The organism is Streptomyces sp. CAI-85 (assembly GCF_013363615.1).
Taxonomy (GTDB): domain Bacteria; phylum Actinomycetota; class Actinomycetes; order Streptomycetales; family Streptomycetaceae; genus Streptomyces; species Streptomyces antibioticus_B.
The window spans coordinates 1-22637 of sequence record NZ_JAANNX010000019.1; the positions used below are offsets into that span (position 1 = coordinate 1).

The 22637-nt window shown below is 72.5% G+C and carries 13 protein-coding genes; 11 read left to right on the forward strand and 2 right to left on the reverse strand.

Features of this window, described 5'->3' with window-relative positions; translation table 11 throughout:
* Positions 1-279: 279 nt before the first annotated feature.
* The 9 genes from G6W55_RS21260 to G6W55_RS21300 all read left to right on the forward strand — a co-directional run bounded on the left by G6W55_RS21260 (position 280) and on the right by G6W55_RS21300 (position 15224).
* Positions 280-1395 (forward strand): hypothetical protein, encoded by a 1116-nt coding sequence (locus G6W55_RS21260; protein WP_175522428.1) that lies wholly within the window; start codon positions 280-282, stop codon positions 1393-1395.
* A gap of 143 nt (positions 1396-1538) precedes the next feature.
* A complete protein-coding gene (locus G6W55_RS21265; protein ID WP_175522429.1) occupies positions 1539-2324 on the forward strand; it encodes a TIGR03936 family radical SAM-associated protein in 786 nt (261 codons plus the stop codon).
* A gap of 278 nt (positions 2325-2602) precedes the next feature.
* Positions 2603-6685: an Rne/Rng family ribonuclease gene (locus G6W55_RS21270; protein ID WP_175522430.1), complete on the forward strand. Its 4083-nt coding sequence runs from the start codon at positions 2603-2605 to the stop codon at positions 6683-6685.
* Positions 6686-7155: 470 nt separating this feature from the next.
* Positions 7156-8268, forward strand: coding sequence for a DegT/DnrJ/EryC1/StrS aminotransferase family protein (locus G6W55_RS21275; protein ID WP_175522431.1), 1113 nt, complete (start codon positions 7156-7158; stop codon positions 8266-8268).
* Entirely contained in the window at positions 8265-9290 is a 1026-nt protein-coding gene (locus G6W55_RS21280) for a Gfo/Idh/MocA family protein (RefSeq protein ID WP_175522432.1), read from the forward strand. The genes G6W55_RS21275 and G6W55_RS21280 overlap by 4 nt, the downstream gene beginning before the upstream one ends.
* Positions 9280-10857: a glycosyltransferase family 4 protein gene (locus G6W55_RS21285; protein WP_205070268.1), complete on the forward strand. Its 1578-nt coding sequence runs from the start codon at positions 9280-9282 to the stop codon at positions 10855-10857. The genes G6W55_RS21280 and G6W55_RS21285 overlap by 11 nt, the downstream gene beginning before the upstream one ends.
* Positions 10854-12497 (forward strand): glycosyltransferase, encoded by a 1644-nt coding sequence (locus G6W55_RS21290; protein WP_175522433.1) that lies wholly within the window; start codon positions 10854-10856, stop codon positions 12495-12497. The genes G6W55_RS21285 and G6W55_RS21290 overlap by 4 nt, the downstream gene beginning before the upstream one ends.
* A 9-nt stretch (positions 12498-12506) precedes the next feature.
* Entirely contained in the window at positions 12507-13790 is a 1284-nt protein-coding gene (locus G6W55_RS21295; protein ID WP_175522434.1) for a nucleotide sugar dehydrogenase, read from the forward strand.
* A 156-nt stretch (positions 13791-13946) separates the two neighbouring features.
* Complete coding sequence (locus G6W55_RS21300; RefSeq protein ID WP_175522435.1) at positions 13947-15224, forward strand: hypothetical protein; 1278 nt, start codon at positions 13947-13949, stop codon at positions 15222-15224.
* A gap of 7 nt (positions 15225-15231) precedes the next feature.
* On the opposite strand, the gene G6W55_RS21305 is transcribed toward G6W55_RS21300, so the two are convergent.
* Both G6W55_RS21305 and G6W55_RS21310 read right to left on the reverse strand, forming a co-directional pair.
* Positions 15232-16389, reverse strand: coding sequence for an acyltransferase (locus G6W55_RS21305; RefSeq protein ID WP_175522436.1), 1158 nt, complete (start codon positions 16387-16389; stop codon positions 15232-15234).
* 59 nt (positions 16390-16448) lie between these two features.
* Positions 16449-17051: an acyltransferase gene (locus tag G6W55_RS21310; RefSeq protein WP_175522437.1), complete on the reverse strand. Its 603-nt coding sequence runs from the start codon at positions 17049-17051 to the stop codon at positions 16449-16451.
* A 342-nt stretch (positions 17052-17393) separates the two neighbouring features.
* Between G6W55_RS21310 and G6W55_RS39295 the strand changes: the two genes are divergently transcribed.
* Positions 17394-18881 carry a VCBS repeat-containing protein gene (locus tag G6W55_RS39295; protein ID WP_175522438.1) on the forward strand — a complete coding sequence of 496 codons (1488 nt, stop codon included), beginning with the start codon at positions 17394-17396 and terminating at the stop codon, positions 18879-18881.
* 167 nt (positions 18882-19048) lie between these two features.
* Positions 19049-22627, forward strand: coding sequence for a LamG domain-containing protein (locus G6W55_RS21320; protein WP_175522439.1), 3579 nt, complete (start codon positions 19049-19051; stop codon positions 22625-22627).
* Positions 22628-22637 lie beyond the last annotated feature (10 nt).

Below are 22637 nucleotides of genomic sequence, written 5' to 3' on the forward strand. Positions count from 1 at the left end.
AGGACTGGCAGGACGCCCTCGACGAGACCGAGGTCGAGGACTGCCGCTGGACGCCGTGCTTCGACTGCGGGGTGTGCCCGGCGATGGACACCAGCATCCAGATCGGCCCCACGGGCAAGAAGCTGCTGCCGCTGACGGTGAAGCAGCCGGCGGGGAGCGGCGCGCACAGCCACTGAGGTACAAGCTCGCTGAACTGCTTTTCGAGCCCCCTTTCCCCGGATTCCGGCCGGGAAGGGGGCTCGGTGCATCCAACCGGCGTGCGCCGGCGTCCTTACCGGTATGGACCTGGAGAAACGTCCCGTCGCCCCGGAGCGGCCGGAGGGGTGTCTCGTCGTGGCGATCCGGCTGCCGGTGCGGATCGTGGCGCTCGTGCTGGTGCTGCCCGTGCGGATGGCCTGGGACGCGCTCGTCGTCGCGGGCCGCTTCCTGCTGGACACGCTGCTGCGGCCGGTGGGCCGTGGGCTGCTGTGGCTGGGAGTGTGGCTGGGGCGCGTGCTGTTCGTGTGGCCGCTGGTGGGGCTGTGGCGGTACGTCGTCGTCCCCGTCGGCACGGCGCTGGGCTGGCTGGTGAAGGTGCTGGTCGTCGTCCCGGCGGTCTGGCTCTACCGGGCGGTCCTGACACCGGTGGGCCACGGGCTCGCCTGGGTGGGGCGGACGGGCTGGGCCGGCCTCGCGTGGCTGGGCCGCGGCTTCTGGGCCGGACTGGTGTGGCTGGCCCGGGGGTTCGGGGCCGGGCTTGCGTGGGTGTACGCGCGGCTGATGACACCGTGCGGCCACGCCGTGCTCTGGCTCCTGCGGTACCTGGTCGTCGTACCGGCGGCATGGCTGTACGCATGGATCCTCGCCCCCGTCGGCCGGGCCGCCGTGTGGTGTGTGGCGGCGCTGGTCACGGGGGTGGGGCTGGCTCTGTACTGGGTGTGCCGGGTGCTGGTGGTGTGGCCGGCGGTCGGGCTGTGGCGGTGGGTGCTGGTGCCCATCGGGCGGGTTCTGGGGGTCGTCGTCCATGAGGTGGGGCAGGCGCTCGGGCACGCCTGGCGGATCGCCGGGCGGATCTCGCTCGCCGTCGGACGGTTCCTCGCGACCCTCTTCCGGTGGATCGTCGTGGACCCGGCCCGCTGGGTGTACCGCACGGTGCTCACGCCCGTCGGACACGTGGTGCGCGACGCCGTCCTGCGGCCCGTCGCCCAGGCCGCCCGGGCCCTGGGCCGGGGCACCCGGCAGGCCCTGGCCACCGCCCGCGAGACGGTCCGGCAGGCCCGCGCCGACGTACGACGGGCCCTCTTCGGGGCACCCCGGGAGAGGGAGACCGCCGCCGGGCGGGAACTGGTGGACGCGCAAACGCGTACTCTAGAAAAGAGGACCGGACGCGAAGCCTCCCCGCCGATGCGGGGGTGATCCCGACCGCACGACCCTGGGAAGGCGTCGGCCGGACCGCTCCCCGCCACCGCGGGGATCCGCGCCACGGTCCCGACCGCCGTAACACAAGGAGAAGTCCCCTGGGCAAGCGACAGCCCGAAGGCCCGCCGCCCGCACCCGCGGTGCAGCGCATCCGACTGCGCTACACCAAGCGCGGCCGCCTCCGGTTCACCAGCCACCGTGACTTCCAGCGTGCCTTCGAGCGCGCGTTGCGCCGTGCCGAGGTGCCGATGGCCTACTCGGCGGGGTTCACACCGCACCCGAAGGTGTCGTACGCCAATGCCGCACCCACCGGCACGGGCAGTGAGGCGGAGTACCTGGAGATCGCGCTCACCGCGGCGCGTGATCCGGAGAAGCTGAGAGCCCTGCTCGACGAGTCGCTGCCGGCCGGGCTCGACATCGCGGACGCGGTCGAGGCCCGCACCTCGGGCCTCGCCGACCGGCTCACGGCCTCCGTGTGGGAGCTGCGGCTCGACGGGGTGGAGGCGGCCGACGCCGAGCGCGCCGTCCTGGCCTTCAACTCCGCCGAGTCCGTCGAGGTCCAGCGCATGACCAAGAACGGCGTGCGCACCTTCGACGCCCGCCCGGCGGTCGTCCGACTCGAGGCAGGACCCGAAGCACGACCCGAAACACAGAGTGAAACGGCTGATAGGCCGACCGACCGGCCCTGTGCGATACTGCGGCTGGTTGTTCGGCACGTGACGCCTGCCGTACGACCCGACGACGTCCTGTCCGGTCTCCGCGCCGTGGCCGACCTGGCGCCGCCGGTCCCCGCAGCGGTGACCAGGCTGGCGCAGGGGCTGTTCGATGAAGAGACCGGCGCGGTGACCGACCCGCTCGCGCCCGACCGCGAGGCAGCCGGGGCCCCATCGGCCGATCCGACTGCCGCCGCGAAGGCGCCGGCGTAGGGAAGGCCCGCACCGGGACGGACGTCGTAGCGCCGCCCTCGTACTCGGGAGCCACCTGGGTCGGGCAGCGCACCCACCAGAAGACTTTCGCCAGGCCGTAGGCAACACGGCGTACGGAACCGGCGAGACAAGACACAGAGAGCTCCCGTGCGGCGGCCGCGCCCCGGACGGCGGCAGCGCGCAGGGCGCGCGAGCCGCGGACGTCAACGGTGACCGATCCCCAGTGATCGGCACCGGACCAGCGCGGCGCCCGGGAGCCTGACGGGAGACACACCCGCATGCTCGAGCCGACCGAACCCGCCCAGGGTTCCGCAGACCAGAACGACACCCCCAGCGACACCCTGCCGCCGCGTCGCCGGCGCCGTGCCGCTTCCCGGCCCGCCGGCCCGCCGGCCGCCGGTGCCGAGGCGTCGACGGAGATCACCGCGCCGGCCATACCGGCCGCGGAGTCCGTCGAGGCCCTGGCGGAGGAGGACGCCGAGAACGCCGAGGGCGTCGAGGAAACGAAGATCGACGAGACCGTCACCGACGTCGTCGAAGAGGCGCCCGCGCCGCGCACCCGCCGCCGGGCCACCCGCCGGGCGTCCGCGCCGGCCGGGGCCCCCGCGGCGGCCGAGGCCGCCGAGACCGTCGTAGCCGCCGCGCCCGCCGAGGTGAGCGCCGAGAGCCCGGCCGCCGAGGTGACCGACGAGGCCGAGGCCCCCGCCGAGGACGCCGCGCCGCGCCGTACCCGCCGTCGCGCCACCCGCCGGGTGTCCGCGCCGGCCGAGACCCCCGCGGCCGTGGAGCCGGCGGAGTCCGAGGCCGTCGAGTCCGCCGAAGCCGTCGCGTCCGCCGAGGCCGTCGAAGAGGCGCCCGCGCCGCGGACCCGGCGCCGGGCCACCCGCCGCGTGGCCGCGCCCGCCGTCGAGGAGACCGCCGAGGCCGTGACGTCGGCCGGTACCGAGGATGCCGAGCAGGCCGTCGAGGCCGCCCCCGCTCCGGCCGCCGAGGCCGTCGCCGACGAGCCCGCGCCGCGTACCCGCCGTCGCGCCACCCGCCGGGCCTCCGCCCCCGCCGGTGCGCCCGCGGAGACCGAGGCCGCCGAGGCGCCCGTCGCCGCCCCCGCCGCCGTGGAGCAGGCCCCCGAGGTTGCCGACGACGAGGACTCCGGTTCCCGCCGTCCGCGCCGCCGGGTGGTGCGCCGCGCCGCCGGCGGGTTCTCCGAGCCCGCGCGCGCCAAGGGCGGTGACGAGGGCGACTCCCCGCGTCGCCCGGCGCGTCCCGCCGTCGCCGTGTTCCAGGCGCCCGTGTTCGCCGAGCCGCAGTTCCAGACGCCGCAGCGGGCCGCCGCCGAGGCCGCGGCCGCCGTGGCCGACGAGCCCGAGGAGCCCACCGAGGTCGAGGAGACCGAGGAGCCCGTGGCGGAGGAGCCGTCCGGCTCGCGCCGCCGCCGTCGCCGCAGGGGCGCCCCCGCCGCCGAGGAGACCGAGGCCCCCCGCCCCGCCGCCGCGCCCGTCGCGGAGGAGGAGCCCGAGGCGGAGGAGGAGGCCGACGAGGCCGCCGAGGACGCCGTCGAGGGGGACGACGACGGCGAGGAGACCGGCTCGCGCCGCCGTCGCCGCCGCGGTGGCCGTCGCCGCCGCCGGGGCGAGTCCGCCGACGGTGACGCCGGGGACGACACCGACGAACTGGCCGCCGAGCAGGCGGAGCAGGACGCCGAGGACACCGCCGAGCAGGAGGACGAGGACGCCGAGGAGGAGACGGCAGGATCCACCGCGGGCAGCCGTCGCCGCCGTCGCCGTCGCCGCCGTGCCGGGGACAGCTCCGCCGACGCCGAGGCCGGTGACGGCGACCCCGAGCGCACGGTCGTCAAGGTCCGTGAGCCGCGCAAGCCCTCCGAGCCGTCCGACGAGGTGCAGTCCATCAAGGGCTCGACCCGTCTGGAGGCCAAGAAGCAGCGCCGCCGCGAAGGCCGTGAGCAGGGCCGCCGGCGCGTCCCGATCATCACCGAGGCCGAGTTCCTGGCCCGCCGCGAGGCCGTCGAGCGGGTGATGGTCGTCCGCCAGAGCGGCGAGCGCACCCAGATCGGCGTCCTGGAGGACGGCGTGCTCGTCGAGCACTACGTCAACAAGGAACAGTCGACCTCGTACGTCGGCAACGTCTACCTGGGCAAGGTCCAGAACGTGCTGCCGTCGATGGAGGCCGCGTTCATCGACATCGGCAAGGGGCGCAACGCCGTCCTGTACGCCGGTGAGGTCAACTTCGAGGCGCTCGGCATGGCCAACGGGCCGCGCCGGATCGAGTCCGCCCTGAAGTCCGGCCAGTCGGTGCTCGTCCAGGTCACCAAGGACCCCATCGGTCACAAGGGTGCCCGTCTGACCAGCCAGGTCTCCCTCCCGGGCCGCTACCTCGTGTACGTCCCCGAGGGCTCGATGACCGGCATCAGCCGCAAGCTGCCCGACACCGAGCGGGCCCGGCTGAAGACCATCCTCAAGAAGATCGTCCCCGAGGACGCGGGCGTCATCGTGCGCACCGCCGCCGAGGGCGCGAGCGAGGACGAGCTGCGCCGTGACGTCGAGCGGCTCCAGGCGCAGTGGGAGGAGATCCAGAAGAAGGCCAAGAGCGGCAACGCCCCGACGCTGCTCTACGGCGAGCCGGACATGACCGTCCGGGTCGTCCGCGACATCTTCAACGAGGACTTCTCCAAGGTCGTCGTCAGCGGCGACGAGGCATGGTCGACCATCCACGGATACGTCTCCCATGTCGCCCCCGACCTGGCCGAGCGGCTGTCGCGGTGGACCTCCGAGGTCGACGTCTTCGCCACCTACCGGATCGACGAGCAGCTCGCCAAGGCGCTGGACCGCAAGGTCTGGCTGCCGAGCGGCGGTTCGCTGGTGATCGACCGGACCGAGGCGATGGTCGTGGTCGACGTCAACACCGGCAAGTTCACCGGCCAGGGCGGCAACCTGGAGGAGACGGTCACCAGGAACAACCTGGAGGCGGCCGAGGAGATCGTGCGTCAGCTCCGGCTGCGCGACCTCGGCGGCATCATCGTCATCGACTTCATCGACATGGTCCTGGAGTCCAACCGCGATCTGGTGCTGCGGCGTCTGCTGGAGTGCCTCGGCCGTGACCGGACGAAGCACCAGGTGGCCGAGGTGACCTCGCTGGGCCTCGTGCAGATGACCCGCAAGCGGGTCGGCCAGGGTCTGCTGGAGTCGTTCTCCGAGACCTGTGTGCACTGCAACGGCCGCGGTGTCATCGTCCACATGGAGCAGCCGACGTCCCCCGGTGGCGGCGGCAAGCGCAAGAAGCGGGGCCGGGGCGGCGACGCGTCCGGCCACGACCACGAGCACGAGACGGTGACCGCCGAGGTGACCGAGGCGGCCGTGGCCGTCGAGGACACCGACACCGAGACCGAGGCGGAGGTCGCCGCGGAGGTGGCCGAGCCGGTCGCGCTGTCCGCGCCCGACTTCGCCCTGGACGAGGAGCTGTTCAGCAGCGTCGCCGAGGCGGAGGCCGCGGCCTCGCGCGGGCGGGGCCGTCGCCGGTCCGGCCGTCGGGCGTCCGCCCCGGCGGGCGCGCCGAGGAGCGGCGGGTCGCGGCGGCAGGGCGGCGCCGAGGCGGAGTCCGAGCGTCCGGTGCAGCCGGCCGACGCGGTCGCCGCGCACGCGGAGCCGGTCGCGGTGGAGGACCCGGTCGTCGAGGCGCCGGTCGCCTCCGAAGAGACGGCCGCCGTGGTCGAGGCTCCAGTCTCCGAGGCCCCGGCTGTCGAGGCCCCGGCCGTCGACGAGGCCGCGCCCAAGGGGCGGACGCGTCGGCGTGCCACCCGGAAGGTGTCCGCGCCGGCCGGTTCGCCCGCCGGGGCGGAGGCCGCCGTCGTGACGGTCACCGAGCCCGCGGCCGCTCCGGTCGAGCAGGCCGAGGCCGCGCCCGAGCCGGCGGCCGTGGAGCCGGTCGCCGCCGAGCCGGTCGCCGAGAGCGCGGCCCCGGCCCGTCCGCGGCGCCGCGCCGTGCGCAAGGCCACCGCGCCGACCGCGTCCGAGGAGACGGCCGTCGTGGTCGTCCCGTCGGCCGAGGCGCCGGCGGCGGAGGCGCCCGAGGTTCTGGAGGCCGAGGTGTCCGAGGCCCCAGTTGCCGACGAGCCGGACGCCGCCGCTCCCGCCAAGAAGGCCGCCGCGCGCAAGACGGCCAAGAAGGCCACGGCGAAGAAGGCCGCCACGAAGAAGACGGCGGCCAAGAAGACGACCGCGACCGCCGCGAAGAAGACCGCCGCCAAGAAGACGACGGCCAAGAAGGCGGCCAAGGCCACCACGGCGAAGAAGACGGTGGCGGCGCAGCAGAGCGCGCCGTCCGTGTCGGCCTCCACGGAGGACTGACCCGGTCTCACCCCGACGGCGGCGCGGGCACCCGGATCCCACCGGGCGCCCGCGCCGCCGTCGTACGGGCCCGTGCCGGGTGCCACCCCCCACGTACCCGCGTCGCCGTGCGTTCATCGCGGAGTTACTCTGTGTCTTGCTTGTGATGGAGCGCACCAGAGCCCTGGGTTTCTCTGTGGTAACACCCGCGAAAAATGCCGTCCCCGTGCTGGTAACGTGCAGTCTGGTCCCGGTGGCCAAAGACATGCACACCGTGACCACAGCCGATGAGCACCTCCGGCCCTCCGGACCGGGTACGGCTGACTTCCCGCCAGGAACCCTCGGGGGGCGGGCTCCTGTGTACAACCCGTCCACTCGCCCACAGGCGCCGGTGGACACAGGGATGCGGCCGTGCTGAGCATCGACATGGCCCTTCCCGACCCTGCATGACGTGGTGCGCCTTCGAGGTCGCCGTAGAGGAGGGGATGTCGATGACCGACGCCCATGAGTTCATACCGGCCGCCAGACCAGTGATCGCCGAGGAGGAGATCGAGGCCGCGGTGCGCGTGCTGCGCAGTGGCATGGTCGTCCAGGGCCCCGAGGTGGCCGCCTTCGAGGAGGAGTTCTCGGAGCTGGTCGACGGGCGGCACTGCGTCGCGGTCAACTCCGGCACCTCCGCCCTGCACCTGGCCCTGATGGCGCTGGACATCGGCCCGGGCGACGAGGTCATCGTGCCGTCGTTCTCCTTCGCCGCGTCCGCGAACGTCGTCCGGCTGGTCGGCGCCGACGTGGTCTTCGCCGACATCGATGCCGACACCTTCTGTCTGGACCCCGCCGCGGTCGAGGCGGCCATCACGCCGCGCACCGCCGCGATCATGCCGGTCCACCTCTACGGCCACCCGGCCGCGATGGACCGCATCATGGCCATCGCCGCCAAGCACGGGCTCGCCGTCGTCGAGGACGCCTGCCAGGCCCACGCGGCCGCGCTGAACGGCACCCCGGTCGGCGCCTTCGGTGCCGCCGGCACCTTCAGCTTCTACCCGACGAAGAACATGCACAGCCTCGAGGGCGGCATGATCTCCACCGGTGACGCCCAGGTCGCCCGCACCCTGCGCCTGCTGCGCAACCAGGGCATGGAGCAGCGCTACGCCAACGAGATCGTCGGCGCCAACGTCCGGATGACGGACGTCTCCGCCGCGATCGGCCGCGTCCAGCGCCGCAAGCTCGACGGCTGGACCGAGCAGCGCATCGCCAACGCCGCCTACCTCACCGAGCACATCAGCGCGCCGAACGTGGTCACGCCGAAGGTCGCCGAGGGCGCCCGGCACATCTACCACCAGTACACCGTGCGCATCCGCGGCGACCGCGACGCCGCCATGGCCCGCCTCACCGAGGCCGGCGTGGGCAACGCCGTGTACTACCCGACCCCCATCCACCGGCTGAAGCCGTACTGGGAGCCGGACCAGAAGGCCGGCCGCACCTGGGACCTGCCCGAGACGGAGCGCGCCGCCGCCGAGGTCGTGTCGCTGCCCGTCCACCCGGCGCTGTCCGCGGGGGACCTGGAGCGGATCGTCGCCGCCGTGAACGCGCTGGGGGAGCTGTGAGCACCGGTAGGCCGCTGCGGGCCGGACTCGTCGGCCTCGGTTCGATGGGCCGTCACCACGCCCGTGTCCTGTCGGGTCTGGAGGGCGTCGACCTGGTCGGCGTCGTCGACCCGATGGGCGACAAGTTCGGCGCCGCCCAGGGCGCGCCGATCCTGGACACCGTCGAGGAGCTGATCGCGCTCGGCGTGGACTACGCCGTCGTGGCCTGCCCCACCCATCTGCACGAGCAGGTCGGTCTGGCGCTCGCCGAGGCCGGCGTGTGCGCGCTCATCGAGAAGCCGGTCGCCGAGACCGTCGACGGGGCCCGCCGGCTCGTCGAGGCGTTCGAGTCGCGTTCGCTGGTGGCCGGCGTCGGTCACATCGAGCGCTGCAACCCGGCGCTGCGCTCGCTGCGCGCCCGCCTGGAGGCCGGTGAGCTGGGCGACGTCTACCAGGTCGTCACCCGCCGCCAGGGCCCCTTCCCGCACCGCATCGCGGACGTCGGCGTGGTCAAGGACCTCGCCACCCACGACATCGACCTCACCGGCTGGGTGACGGGCCGTGAGTACGTGTCCATCGCCGCGCACACCGTCTCCAAGAGCGGCCGGGTCCACGAGGACATGGTCTCCGCGGTGGGCCGCCTCGACGACGGCACCATGGTCAACCACCTGGTGAACTGGCTGAGCCCGCTCAAGGAGCGGTTCACCTCGGTCACCGGTGAGCGCGGCTGCTTCATCGCCGACACCCTCACCGCCGACCTGACCTTCCACTCCAACTCCGCGGTGACCACCGAGTGGGAGGCCCTCCAGGCGTTCCGCGGGGTCTCCGAGGGCGACATGATCCGCTACGCCATACCGAAGCGCGAGCCGCTGCTGGTCGAGCACGAACTGTTCCGGGACGCGGTGCTCGGCAAGGACGCCGACATCTGCACCCTGCGCCAGGGGATGCGTACGGTTCAGGTGGCGGCCGCTGTGCTGGAGTCGGCGACCCAGAACCGTAGCGTTTCCCTTCAGGTGGAGGACCTGGCAACTCATGGCTCTTGAGAACACGTCGGCGCGGAAGTCGGTGCGGGGACGCATCGTCATGCTGGTCGACAACGGGGTGAACGGCGACTCGCGCGTGCAGAAGGAAGCACGTTCGGCCGCCGCCGCCGGGTGGGACGTCGTCCTGCTCGGCAAGGCACGGGGGAAGCAGGAGACGACCTGGGAGATCGGTGAGGCGCAGGTGCGTCTGCTGCCGGTCCCCGGTCCGCTGCACCGCCGTCGCCACGAGTACCGCCGGGCCGTGCTGCGCTCGCCGCTGGCCTACAAGCCCGGCCCGCTGGCCGCGTACCGCCGGCAGAAGATCAAGGCGTGGCGTGCCGATCTCAACATCCGGCTGATCCTCGCCCAGCAGGAAGGCTCCTTCCTCACCAAGCTGCGGCTGGTGCTGCCCCGGCTGGCGTCCCGCTTCATCCAGAACTGGGTGAACCTGCGGGCCCGCAGGACGGCCGAGCTGGAGAAGCGCCGCAAGGAGATGGAAGGCCCGCTGGACCGGTTCACCACCGCGTTCTGGCACCGCACCATGGGCACCCGTAGCTGGCGCAGGCTCGACCCGCACCTGTGGGACATGGAGCTGGCGTACGGCAAGGTCATCGACGAGCTGGACCCGGACCTCATCCACGCCAACGACTTCCGGATGCTCGGCGTCGGCGCCCGCGCCACCCTGCGCGCCCGGGCCCGCGGCCGCAACGTGAAGCTGGTCTGGGACGCGCACGAGTTCCTGCCCGGCATCAAGCCGTGGAACCCGCACCCGCGCTGGCACCTCGCGCAGTGCGCGCACGAGCTGGAGTACTCGCGGTTCGCCGACGCCGTGACCACGGTGTCCGACACCCTCGCCGGGATGCTCCAGGAGCGGCACTCGCTCAAGGAGCGCCCCTCCGTCGTGCTGAACGCGCCCGACGCCGAGGTCTCCCCGGAGCAGGCCGCCGAGCCGGTCCCGGACCTGCGCGAACTGTGCGGCATCGGCGCGGACGTGCCGCTGACCGTGTACAGCGGTGCCGCCGCCCCGCAGCGCGGCCTCGACATCATGGTCGAGTCGCTGCCGCAGCTCCCGGACGTGCACACCGCGTTCGTCGTGCTCAACACCGAGTCCGAGTACATGCGGACCCTGAGCGAGCGCGCCGAGGAACTGGGCGTCTCCGACCGGCTGCACATCCTGCCGTACGTGCCGCACTACCAGGTGGTGCGGTTCCTGGCGGCGGCGGACCTCGGGGTCATCCCGATCCACCACTGGCCGAACCACGAGATCGCCCTGATCACCAAGTTCTTCGAGTACTCGCACGCCCGGCTGCCGCTGATCGTCAGCGATGTGAAGACGATGGGCGAGATGGTCCAGCGCACCGGCCAGGGCGAGGTCTTCCGCGCCGAGGACACCGAGGACTACGTACGGGCCGTGAAGTCGGTGCTCGGCGACGCCGACCGCTACCGCGGCGTCTACGACCGTGACGGGCTGCTCGACGAGTGGACCTGGGAGGCCCAGGCCGAGCTGCTCGACAAGGTGTACACCCGGCTGGTTCCCGGCAGCGCGGTCCGTCCGGCCGAGCGCAGACCGGTGGAGGCGGGCGCATGAGCACCGCGCCGGACGTCAGCGTCGTCGTCGCGGTGTACAACACGATGCCCTACCTGACGGAGTGCCTGAACTCCCTGATCGGGCAGAGCATCGGCAGAGAGCGCCTGGAGGTCGTCGCGGTCGACGACGGCTCCACGGACGACAGCGGCCGCGAACTGGACCGGTTCGCGGCGCTGTACCCGGACACCGTCAAGGTGATCCACCAGCCCAACTCCGGCGGCCCGGCCGCGCCCAGCAACCGTGCGCTGGACGTGGCCACCGGCCGTTACGTGTACTTCATCGGCTCCGACGACTACCTCGGCGAGGAAGCGCTGGAGCGCATGGTGAAGTGCGCCGACGACAACGACGCGGACGTCGTCGTCGGCAAGATGGCCGGCACCAACGGCCGGTACGTGCACCAGGCGCTCTACAAGGAGAACGCCGAGCACGTCGGGCTGACCGACTCGGCGCTGCCCTTCACCCTCGCCAACACCAAGCTGTTCCGGCGCGAGCTGGTGGAGAAGCACCGGCTGCGGTTCCCCGAGCACCTTCCGGTGGGCAGCGACCAGCCGTTCACCATCGAGGCGATCGTGCGCGCCCGGAAGGTGTCGGTGGTCGCCGACTACACCTGCTACTACGCGGTCAAGCGCGGCGACGCCAGCAACATCACCTACCGCGCCGACCATCTGGCGCGGCTGGCTGCGGCGGCCGAGATCATGGACTTCACGGCCGGTCTCGTCGAGGCGGGCGCGGAGCGCGACGCGGTGCTGCGCCGGCACTTCACCTGGGAGCTGGCCAAGCTCGTCCAGGACGACTTCCCGTCCCTGGACCGGGAGTTGCAGCGCCAGTTGTGCGCGGGCATCGCCCGGCTGGCCGACCAGTACTTCACGGACGGCATCCGGGACGCCATGGACGTCAAGCGCCGGGTGCGGATCGCCCTCGCGCGCGCGGGCGCGATCGACGAGCTGGCCGAGGCGATCTCCTCGGAGAAGGAGTACGGGGCGCCCCCGTTCGTCCTCGACGGCGAGCGCGCCTACGCCCGTTACCCCGGCTTCCGCGACGCGCTCGTCGGGGTTCCCGACCGGGTGTACGAGCTGGTCGGGGAGAAGGTCCCGGGCCGGCTCGCGGCCGGCACCGAGCTGGTGGCCTCCGGCTGGGAGCAGGAGGGCGAGTCCCTCGCCTGGACCGCGACCGTACGGGTGCCCGTCCTCGGTGACGTCGACAGCGCGGTGCTGCGCCTCGCCCAGGGCGCGATGCCGGGCTCCGCGGACAAGGCGGGCGCGCGCCGGCTCAAGGACGATCACGAACTGCCTCCCGTGGTGGGCGAGATGACCCGGGAGACGGCACCCGACGGCACCGCGACCCTGCTGCACGCCCGGGTCCCGCTGGCCCTCGTCACCGGCAAGCGGGGCGTGCGCGTGTACGTCGACGTGGCGGGTGAGACGTACGAGATACCCGTGCGCGGCAAGGGCCTGCCCATGCCGCTGGCCCGTCGGTGGGGCCGGGACGGCGACCCGTACCGGGCGTCGGCCGTGGTCAACCCGAAGGGGCGTGTGGTGATCGACACCGCCCGGCTCCATCCCCCGAAGAGGACGTTCGTCCGGCGGGCACTGGGGAGCCTCGCCCGGAAACTGAAGTCCCGTTCCAAAAGGAAGAAGTAGCGACCCTCCATGAACATCTGTGTAGTAGCGCTCGGCAAGATCGGGCTCCCGCTGGCGGTTCAGTTCGCCTCCAAGGGCCACCGGGTCATCGGCGCGGACGTCAACGAGAAGGTCGTCGAGCTGGTCAACGCCGGTGTCGAGCCGTTCCCCGGTGAGCACGACCTGGACGTCAAGCTGAAGCAGGCCGTCGACGCCGGTCTGCTCAGCGCGACCACGGACACCGCGTCCGCGGTCGCCGAGTCCGAGGCCGTCGTCGTGGTCGTCCCGCTGTTCGTGGACGCCGAGGGCACCCCGGACTTCGGCTGGATGGACGCCGCGACCAAGGCGATCGCCCAGGGCCTCAAGCCCGGCACGCTGGTGTCGTACGAGACGACGCTGCCGGTCGGCACCACCCGCACCCGCTGGGCGCCGATGCTGGCCGAGGGCTCCGGTCTGACCGCGGGCGAGGACTTCCACCTGGTGTTCTCCCCGGAGCGGGTCCTCACCGGCCGGGTCTTCGCCGACCTGCGCCGCTACCCCAAGCTGGTCGGCGGCGTCGACGAGGCGTCCACCGCCCGCGGTGTGGAGTTCTACGAGCAGGTCCTCGACTTCGACGAGCGCCCCGACCTGCCGCAGGCCAACGGTGTCTGGGACCTGGGCACGGCGGAGGCGTCCGAGCTGGCCAAGCTCGCCGAGACCACCTACCGGGACGTCAACATCGGCCTGGCGAACCAGTTCGCCCGCTTCGCCGACCAGAACGACATCGACGTCAAGAAGGTCATCGAGGCCTGCAACTCGCAGCCGTACAGCCACATCCACCAGCCGGGCATCGCCGTCGGCGGGCACTGCATCCCGATCTACCCGCGGATGTACCTGTGGAACGACCCGGCGGCCACCGTCGTGCGCTCCGCCCGTGAGGCGAACGCCGCGATGCCGGAGTACGCGGTGGACCTGCTGGCCGCGGCCTACGGCGACCTGACCGGCGTCAACGTCCTGGTGCTGGGTGCCGCCTACCGCGGTGGCGTGAAGGAGACGGCGTTCTCGGGAGTCTTCCCGACCGTCGAGGCGCTGCGGGCGCGCGGCGCGGTGCCGTTCGTCTCCGACCCGATGTACACGGCCGAGGAGCTGGCCGCGCACGGCCTCCCGCCGCACGCCGGTGAGACGGTCACCGCGGCGATCCTCCAGGCCGACCACGCCGAGTACCGCACCCTGACCCCGGCGGACCTGCCGGACGTCACGGTCCTCGTCGACGGCCGCCGCACCACCGACCCGGACGCCTGGAAGGGTGTTCGGCGGGTGGTCATCGGCGGCTGACCCGCCCCGCCGTCGATAGGATGCGGCCCCGGCCTCCAGGTCCCTCGGGACCCGGTGGACCGGGGCCGCAGTCCGTTGTCCGCCGTCTGTTGTCTGTTGTCCGCCGTCTGTTGTCCGCCGTCTGTTGTCCGCCGTCCGTCACCGGGGGAGCCGCACGTGTCCGCTGCCGGAGCGCGCCGGGTGCGGGTCGCGCTGCCCCTGCTGGTCTGTGTGCTGTACGCCGTCCTCCAGTCGGCCTCCGGCGACCGGTGGACCCTGTTCCCGGACTCCTACCGGTACGCCCGCGCCGCCGAGCAGTACCTGGGCGCGTCCCGGGCGGAGGCGCACCGTACGGCGCTCGCCGCGTTCTGTGTGAGCCGGGCGCGGAAGGAGGCGCACGAGGCGCGGCTGCGGCCCACGGTGGTGACGAGCGAGCGGGCGCTGGAGGCCGAGGCGGACCGCTCGTGCGTGCGCCGGTGGGCGGACGCCGAGGACATCACCACGGCCGACCCCCGCTACCAGGCCATCTTCTCCGCCCGCCCCGGCTATCCGCTGCTCGCGGTGCCCTTCGTCGGCGTGCTGGGCGTGCTGGACGGTCTGCGGCTGCTCGGCCTGCTCACGGCGGCGGGCGGCTCCCTGCTGGTCTTCGGCCTGCTGCGCCGGGGCGCCGGGCTGAGCCCGGCCGCCGCCCTCACCGGCCAGGTGGCCTTCCTCGTCACGCCGCTGGGCTGGTGGAGCGCGCAGGCCCTGGGCGAGGGGCTGTTCACGGTGTGCGTGCTCGGGGTGCTGTGGGGCGGCCTGGCGCTGCTGCGGGGCCGGGCCGGTCCCGGGGCCGTCGCCGGTGTGGCGCTCGCCTACGCGGTGGCCGCGGTGACCCGTTACTCGTCGGCCCTGGTGTTCGCCGCGTTCATGGCGGTGGCCGTGACGGGAACGCTGTGCTTCTCCCGCCGCCGGCGGCACCGGGGCGCGGCCGTGCTCGCGGGCCTCTCGGCGCTGACCGCGGTCCTGGTGGGGGTGGCGATGCGGGTCCTGTCCCTGCCGTCCTCGCAGACGACGCTCCAGGACACCTTCACACGCCACTTCACGGCCCCGGCGGTGCCCGACCCCTGGTCCCGGCTGTTCGGCCTGGCCGCCCGCTTCTGGCAGGACTGGTTCGCCCAGCAGGCGGCCATGCCGTACTTCCTGGCCCTCACCGCCGTCGCGGCCTGGACCCTGACCCGCCACGGCGACGGCCTCGGCCCCCTCGCCACGGCCACGGCCCTCACCGGAGCCTTCGTCCTCACCAACCACCCCCTCCCCCAGGAGGCGGACCGCCTCGGCGTCCTGATGTGGATGCCGGTGATCCTGGGGGTGCCGGTGCTGGTGGAGCGGTACCGGGCCCGGCAGCCGGGACCGACGCCGGCGGCGACAGGCACAGCGACACCGGCCCCGGAACCACGCCCCGCCGCCGACTAGGGCGGCGTCATGACACCGGCAGGGCCTCGTCCTTGACGTGCCGTGGCCGTTCGGGCACGCGGGGTCCCACGCGGCGCAGGAAGCGCTCCAGCGGATGCTCCACGCAGTGGTAGGCGAGACCCGCCAGCGCCAGGCTCACCCCCAGCACGAGCGCCCAGAAAACGGCCGTGTCGAAGGTGCCGCCGGGGCGGCCGGTCACGTCCAGCAGGATCCGCAGCACGATCTCGTGGATCAGATACCAGGCGAACGACCAGTTGCCGAGCCGGATCATCCACGAACCGCCGAGACCGGTGGTCCGGCGCCGGAGGTCGCTGTACGCGGCCGCGGAGACCAGCGCGGCGAAGAGCGGCGCCGACAGCAGGTGCGAAGCGCTGTACGCGCTGTTCCAGGCGGAGTCCGGGACGGCACGCGACCACGGGATGAGCGCCACCTGGAACGCCACCACGAGCGCCACCGCGACCGGCAGGTTGACCGGCGGACGCCAGCCCCGCTTGACGGCGAGTCCGGCGGCGACACCGAGCACGAACTGGAGCATCCGGACCGGCGGGAAGTAGTCGAGGAACCAGCGGCGGGTCAGCAGGTCGGTGATCTCCGAGCCGGCCAGCCACACGGCGAGCGAGGCGGCGCACACGGCGACCGCCACCCACAGCCGGCGGCGCGAGGTGCGCAGCAGCGGCAGCGCCATGAGCAGCGGGAACGTGGCGTAGAACCACGCCTCGTCGCTGAGCGACCAGGCCGCCGGATTGCCGCCCTTCAGCAGTGCCTGCTCCGGGACCCAGGCGTTGACCAGCAGCAGCGTCGCGACGACGCCCTTGCGGGACCACTCCGTGCCCAGGGCGTGCCAGGCGGCGACGGAGGCGACCACCGACACGGCGAGCATCGGCCAGATCCGGGCGAAGCGACGCCACATGAACACCTTCGCGGGCACGCTCTTCCCGTCGTACGTCCACGCCAGGACGAACCCGGACAGGACGAAGAAGAACGTCACACCGCTGCGGCCGTACCAGGCCAGGTCGCTCAGCACCGGCAGGCGCCCGGCCTGACGGGAGAGGTGGTAGAGGACGACGACCAGGGCCGCCCAGAACCGCAACCCGGTCAGCGACGGCAGACGGCCACGACCGGCCAGGCTCCCGGACGGCTCACCTGACTGACGGGCTATGCCCACTGCTCATCCATTCTTCGTGGTCCTCGGCGTGCGGTGCTGGTCTGGCGGTGCGGTGCTGGTCAGACGGAGCGTTCCGTCAGGACGTCGTTCTTCTCGTCGTACAGTTCGCCCGTCTGGGGGCATTCCCAGGCGCCGGGCTCGTCGGTGCGTTCGGTGAGGCGGACGCCGGCGCGGCCGACCCAGCCGATGCGGCGGGCGGGGACGCCGACGACGAGGGCGAAGTCGGGGATGTCCTTGGTGACGACGGCGCCCGCGGCGATCATCGCCCAGCGGCCGATGGTGATCGGCGCGACGCACACGGCGCGGGCGCCGATGGACGCCCCGTCGGAGATCTTGACGCCGACGGCCTCCCAGTCGCCGCCGCGCTTCTGCTTGCCGTCGGGGTCCACGGAACGCGGGTTGTGGTCGTTGGTGAGGACGACCGCCGGGCCGATGAAGACGCCGTCGCCCAGCTCGGCGGGCTCGTAGACGAGCGCGTAGTTCTGGAGCTTGCAGTTGTCGCCCATCCGCACGCCCGAGCCGACGTACGCCCCGCGGCCGATCACGCACCCCTCACCGAGGCGCGCGCCCTCACGGATCTGCGCGAGGTCCCAGACACTGCTGCCGGCACCGATCTCGGCACTCCCGTCGACCTGCGCACTGGGCTGGACCCTGTAGTTCACTTCTTCGCCTTCCGGTGTCTGGGTTCGCCCGGTGAGCATACGGGCCCCGGGGAATCCCGCCGAGGGGTGGAGGGGCGGAGGGAAACGCGGTGCGCGGTGCGGCCGCCGGGGGCGGCTCGGGCGGCTTCGTCAACTGTCCATATCTGTGCGCCCGTTGTGGCGAATCTGTGATCCATGTCATGGGTTCGCCGTTGAACAATCTCTTGCATGTACGCGTCACGGCCGAGATGATCTTTGGCGTTTGTTTGTCGGTTCTTTCTTGACCAACGGGGCGAGGCTGAGTTCACGGTGGGGAAAACGTGGCGTTGGCGGCACAGTGCTGCCGCGGTGGTGTCGGGGGCGTTGATCGCCTGGGGGATCGGGGCCGGGGTCACACCGGCCGCGGCCGCCGTGGCGTGTCCCTCCGGTGTCGAGTCGGACTTCAACGGTGACGGCTTACGCGACACCGTGATCGCCGACCCGGAGGCGGCCGACGCCGGCGTCCCCGAGGCGGGTGCCGTGTACGTCGTCTACGGCGGCGGCAAGGGACAGGTGACGCTCACCCAGTCCCTGGAGAACATCCCCGGCGTCCCCGAGCCGGGCGACCGGTACGGCTACGCGATGGCCGTCTACGACGCCGACCTCGACGGATGCAGCGACCTCGTCCTCGGCTCGCCGTACGAGGACATCGGCACCAATCCCGACTCCGGCGCCGTCCATGTCGTCTTCGGCTCCACCAGCGGGATCAACGCGGGCACCAAGCCGGTCCGCGAGTTCTACCAGGGCGAGGGCAAGGCCCTCGGCGGCGGCCCCGAGGCCGACGACTGGGTCGGCTACGCCGTCGCCGCCGGCAAGACCTCGGCCGGTCAGCCGTATCTCATCATCGGCAGCCCCGGCGAGTCCCTCGGCACCATCGACGACGCGGGCGCCTTCTACTACGTCAGCGGCACCGCGATGACGGTGACCATGAACGGCCAGGACACCGAGACCGCGGGCGCCGTCCCCGGCGCGGCCGAGCAGGACGACCGCTTCGGCTCCACCATCGCCGCCACCCCGACCCACTTCGCGGTCGGCACCCCCGGCGAGGCCATCGGCACCGTCCCGTTCGCCGGCGGCGTGGCCCTGTTCACCCACGCCCTCACCTCCGGCTACCCCAAGCCCACCGCCGGGATGGCCCAGGACCAGGACGTGATCGGCGGAGCCGAGGAGGCCGGCGACCAGTTCGGCGCCGCCCTCGCGATGGTCCCGTACCGCGCCTCCGGCGCCACCTCCACCACCGAGTCCCTCCTCGCCGTCGGCGTTCCCGGCGAGGACCTCTCGACCACCGTCGACGCGGGCGCCGTCCAGGTCTTCCGCGTCTCGGCCGCGGGCTCGTTCACCGAGACCGCCTGGATCGACCAGAACTCCGCCGACGTCGACCAGGAGTCCGAGCCCGGCGACTTCTTCGGCAAGCGGCTCGCCGCCGTCAACACCTCCCCGAACGCCGTCTCCACGGCCACCACCACCCGGCTCGCCATCGGCGTGCCCGGCGAGGAGTCCTCCGAGGAGCACGCGGAGAAGGGCGGCGTCCAGATCGTCCCCCTGGTCGGCCCGGCCGGCGCCTCCGACCAGTGGATCGACCCCGGCTACGGCGTCCCGGGCGTCCCGGCGCCGCGCCAGCTCGCCGGTCTCTCCCTGGCCGCGACCCCGTCCGTCCTCTACGTCGGCATGCCCTACGGCCCCGCCGAGGCCCGCGCGGTCCACGGCTTCCCGTGGAACGTCGCCTCCGGCGGCGCCCCGACCGTGACGTTCAAGCCCGGCGAGGGCGGCCTCCCGGCGACCGGCGTCGCCTTCGGCGCGACCGTCCGCTGACGGACCGGACCCCGTACGGCATCGGCACCGGCCCGGCCCCCGACAGGAGGGGGCCGGTGGCCGTGCCGTGCCCCTGCCCTCGTGAGACAGACATGAACCGACTGGAGAGTGGACCCGTGTCCGCAGACAGACACAGACCGATACGGCGACCGATACGGCGCGGCCTCGTGCTGCGCGCCGCCGTCGCCGCGGTCGTCACCGGCGCGGTGGTGGCCGGTGCGGCGGCCCTCCCGTACGGCGCCGGCCAGGACGGCCCCGCGCCGGTCGCCGCCGATCAGCCGCTGGTGACCGAGCAGCAGGCCCTCGCCGCCGCCAAGGACAGCGGCAAGCGCAAGGAGGTCGTCGGACTGCGCACCGAGCGCAGGGAGATCTTCGCCGAGCCCGACGGCACGTTCACCGCCCGCGAGTACACCGAACCCGTCCGTACCGTGCGGTCCGGCAAGTGGGTCGACGTGGACGCCACGCTGGTCGAGCACTCCGACGGCAGTTGGGGCCCGAAGGCCGCGACCGTCGACCTCGCCTTCTCCGGAGGCGAGGCGGGCGAGCCGTTCGTGACGATGCGGCGCGCGGGCCGGGAGTTCGCGCTGACCTGGCCGTACGGCGACCTGCCCGCACCGAGGATCGACGGCGACACCGCCACCTACGCCGAGGTCCTGCCCGGCGTCGACCTGACCGTCCGTGCGGAGGCGGACGGGTTCGGTCATCTGCTGGTGGTCAAGACGCCCGAGGCGGCGGCGGATTCGCGGCTGGCCGAGGTCGATCTGGGGATGAGCACGGACGGCCTGAAGGTCGCCGAGGACGCCACGGGTGCGATCCTCGCGGAGGACGCGGTGGTCGGCGGCACGGTGTTCGAGGCGGGCAAGCCGGCGATGTGGGACTCGGCCGCGGTCGAGGAGTCGGCCTCCAAGAAGCAGGGTCCCAAGGCCGTCGCCAAGGCCCTGAAGTCCGCCGCCGCCACGACCGCGGACCAGTCCACCCCCACCCCCACCCCCGCCCTCGAAGGCCCGGGCGGCGGCGGCCGTGTGGCCCCTCTCGGCATCGAGGTCGGCAAGGACACGCTCACCCTCGTCCCCGATCAGAAGCTGCTCCAGGGCGAGGGCACGGTCTTCCCCGTCGTCATCGACCCGATCCAGCGCACGACTTCGCGCACTTCGTGGACCGGCGTCATGTCCGGGATGCCGAGCGAGCAGGACTGGAAGTACTCGGGCAGCGCCGGCGTCGGCAAGTGCCCGACGGACTACAACCCGGTGTCCTGCAACGGCGTCGGCGTGCGCCGCGTGATGTTCACGATGCCGCTGTCCTTCTACAAGGGGAAGCAGATTCTGGGCGCGACGTTCTCGGCGCGCGTGGAGCACATCTACAGCGCGTCCCCGACGGCGGAGCCGATCCAGCTCTACCGGATCGGCGGCGCCAACTACAGCCTCTCGTCGTCCAGTAACTGGTCGAACACCAAGGACGATTGGGACGACTATCTCCAGACCGTGGACAAGGCGATCTCGCCGACGTCCTGTTCCAGTAACGCCAATCTGCACTTCGAGAGCGGTGCGAGCGGTGAGCTGACCAGTGAGATCAAGACGGCCGCGTCGGGTGGCTGGAACAGCATGACGCTGGGTCTGCGCGCCGCCGACGAGTCGCGGTTCGCGGAGTGGAAGCGGATCTGCGGCAACGCGTATCTGTCGGTGAAGTACAACAACCTCCCGCGCCAGATCAAGACGTCCGACATGTCCACGGACCCCGGCGGCGTCTGCAAGTGGGGCGCCAACCGGGCCACCACCGACGTGCCGCCGAAGCTCCAGGCCATCGCGAGCGACCCGGACCACGGCAACGGCCAGACCGACAAGGTGAAGGTCGAGTTCAAGGTCGAGTGGGGCGGGACCAACCCCGGCTCGTACACGTATCTCACCCCCGACTGGCTCTCCCCGACGACCGGCACCAAGTTCACACACACCGTGAAGTCGTCGATCCCGCAGAACACCACCATCTACTGGAGCGCCCGCGCCTACGACGGTGACGGCTACGGCCCGTGGAGCTACGACGGCGACACCCCGCAGCGCTGCGAGTTCACCTTCGACAAGACCTGGCCGGGCAAGCCGCTCGTCCTGTCGAAGCAGTACCCGTCGGACACCGTCTACCACGACGGCGTCGGCACCTACGGCACCTTCTCCATCGCGCCGAACCCGAACGACTCCATCCCGGACACCGACGTCGTGAAGTACCAGTACTCCTTCAACGGCGCCGCGATGACCACCCTCACCCCGTCCAAGCCGGGCGGTTCGGTCTCCGTGCAGTGGATGCCGACCCGTGCCGGGCGCCAGGTGCTCGAAGTCGTCGCGATCGACAAGGCCACCCACGCCAGCAGCAACTACTACGACTTCCTGGTCAGCGAGGGCAAGCCGGTCGTCGCCCAGTGGAACCTGGCCGACCCGGCCGGGGACACCGAGGCGCACGACGAGAGCGGCCAGTTCTCGGCGACCGCCGGCAGCGCCGTCACCTTCGGGGCGGAGGGCCCCGGCGGCAAGGTCGACAAGGCGGCGCGTTTCGACGGCAGTTCGGCGTCCTACCTCGACGCGAGCGAGACCGTGCTCGACACGTCGAAGAGCTTCAGCGTCAGCGCCTGGGTGCGGCCCACCTCGCTGGGCAGGAACATGGCGGTCGTCAGCCAGGACGGCACCGGCGAGCCCGGTTTCACGCTCGGCTACGACGCGTCGGCGGGGACCTGGAAGTTCGCCGTCCCGGTCGACGACGTGGACACGCTCGGTGAGTGGAAGGCCGTCTCCACCGGTGTCACCCCGGTCAAGGACCAGTGGGTGCTGCTGACCGGCGTCTACGACGCCCAGAAGGCCGGCGGCCCGCAGCTCCAGCTCTACGTCAACAAGGACCTGAAGGGCTCGTCCGCACGGCGCTCCGCCTGGAAGTCGTACGGTCCGCTCCAGATCGGCCGGTCCACGGCCAAGAGCGGCTACCGCGACCACTTCACCGGTGATCTCGCCGAGGTCCGCGTCTTCGACCGGGTCCTGCCGTCCACCCAGGTGGCCGAGCTGATGACGGTCAAGCCGCTGCGCAAGGGCTACTGGCAGCTCGACGACGCCACCGGCGGCGCCTCGGCGGAGACCGGCGGCGGACAGGCGCTGACCCTCGCGGGCAACGCCTCCGTCTACCGCCCGGCCGACCCGCTGTTCGACACCGCCGCCCTGGTCGGCGACGGCAACCTGGTTCTGGACGGCGACGGGGACTACGCGTCCACCGCCACCGCGCCGGTCCCCGGCAACAGCAGCTTCACGGTGACCGCCCGCGCCCAGCTCACCTCGCTGGACCCGGAGAAGTCGCAGACGGTGCTGTCCCTGCCGGGCGCCAACGCCAACCGTCTCCAGGTGCGTTACCAGGCCGCCACCGGCCAGTGGGAGCTGGCGGTCGCCAAGACGGACGTGGCCGCACCCGAGATCGTCACCTTCACCGACGACCAGGCACTGCCCGACACCGGCGGCTCCGGCCAGCACCTCGCGGTGGTCTACGACGCGTTCGCCAACTCCCTCCGGCTGTACGTCGAGGGGCAGCTCGTCGCCGGTGCCTACGGCAAGGACACGACCCTGTGGTCCGCCACCGGCGGTCTCCAAGTGGGCCGTTCGCTGCGCGGCGCGAGCGAGTACTTCGCCGGCGCGATCGACGAGGTCCGCGTCTACAGCGGTGCGGCGGACGCGATCGCGGTGCAGCAGATGGCCGCGCTGACGGCCGTACCGGACATGTGACGGATCGTCA

What these genes read in the sequence shown, in the direction of transcription:
- G6W55_RS21260 (WP_175522428.1), top strand. Translation starts at nt 280, where the DNA reads ATGGACCTGGAGAAACGTCCCGTCGCCCCGGAGCGGCCGGAGGGGTGT.
- G6W55_RS21270 (WP_175522430.1), top strand. Translation starts at nt 2,603, where the DNA reads ATGCTCGAGCCGACCGAACCCGCCCAGGGTTCCGCAGACCAGAACGAC.
- G6W55_RS21275 (WP_175522431.1), top strand. Translation starts at nt 7,156, where the DNA reads ATGACCGACGCCCATGAGTTCATACCGGCCGCCAGACCAGTGATCGCC.
- G6W55_RS21285 (WP_205070268.1), top strand. Translation starts at nt 9,280, where the DNA reads ATGGCTCTTGAGAACACGTCGGCGCGGAAGTCGGTGCGGGGACGCATC.
- G6W55_RS21290 (WP_175522433.1), top strand. Translation starts at nt 10,854, where the DNA reads ATGAGCACCGCGCCGGACGTCAGCGTCGTCGTCGCGGTGTACAACACG.
- G6W55_RS21295 (WP_175522434.1), top strand. Translation starts at nt 12,507, where the DNA reads ATGAACATCTGTGTAGTAGCGCTCGGCAAGATCGGGCTCCCGCTGGCG.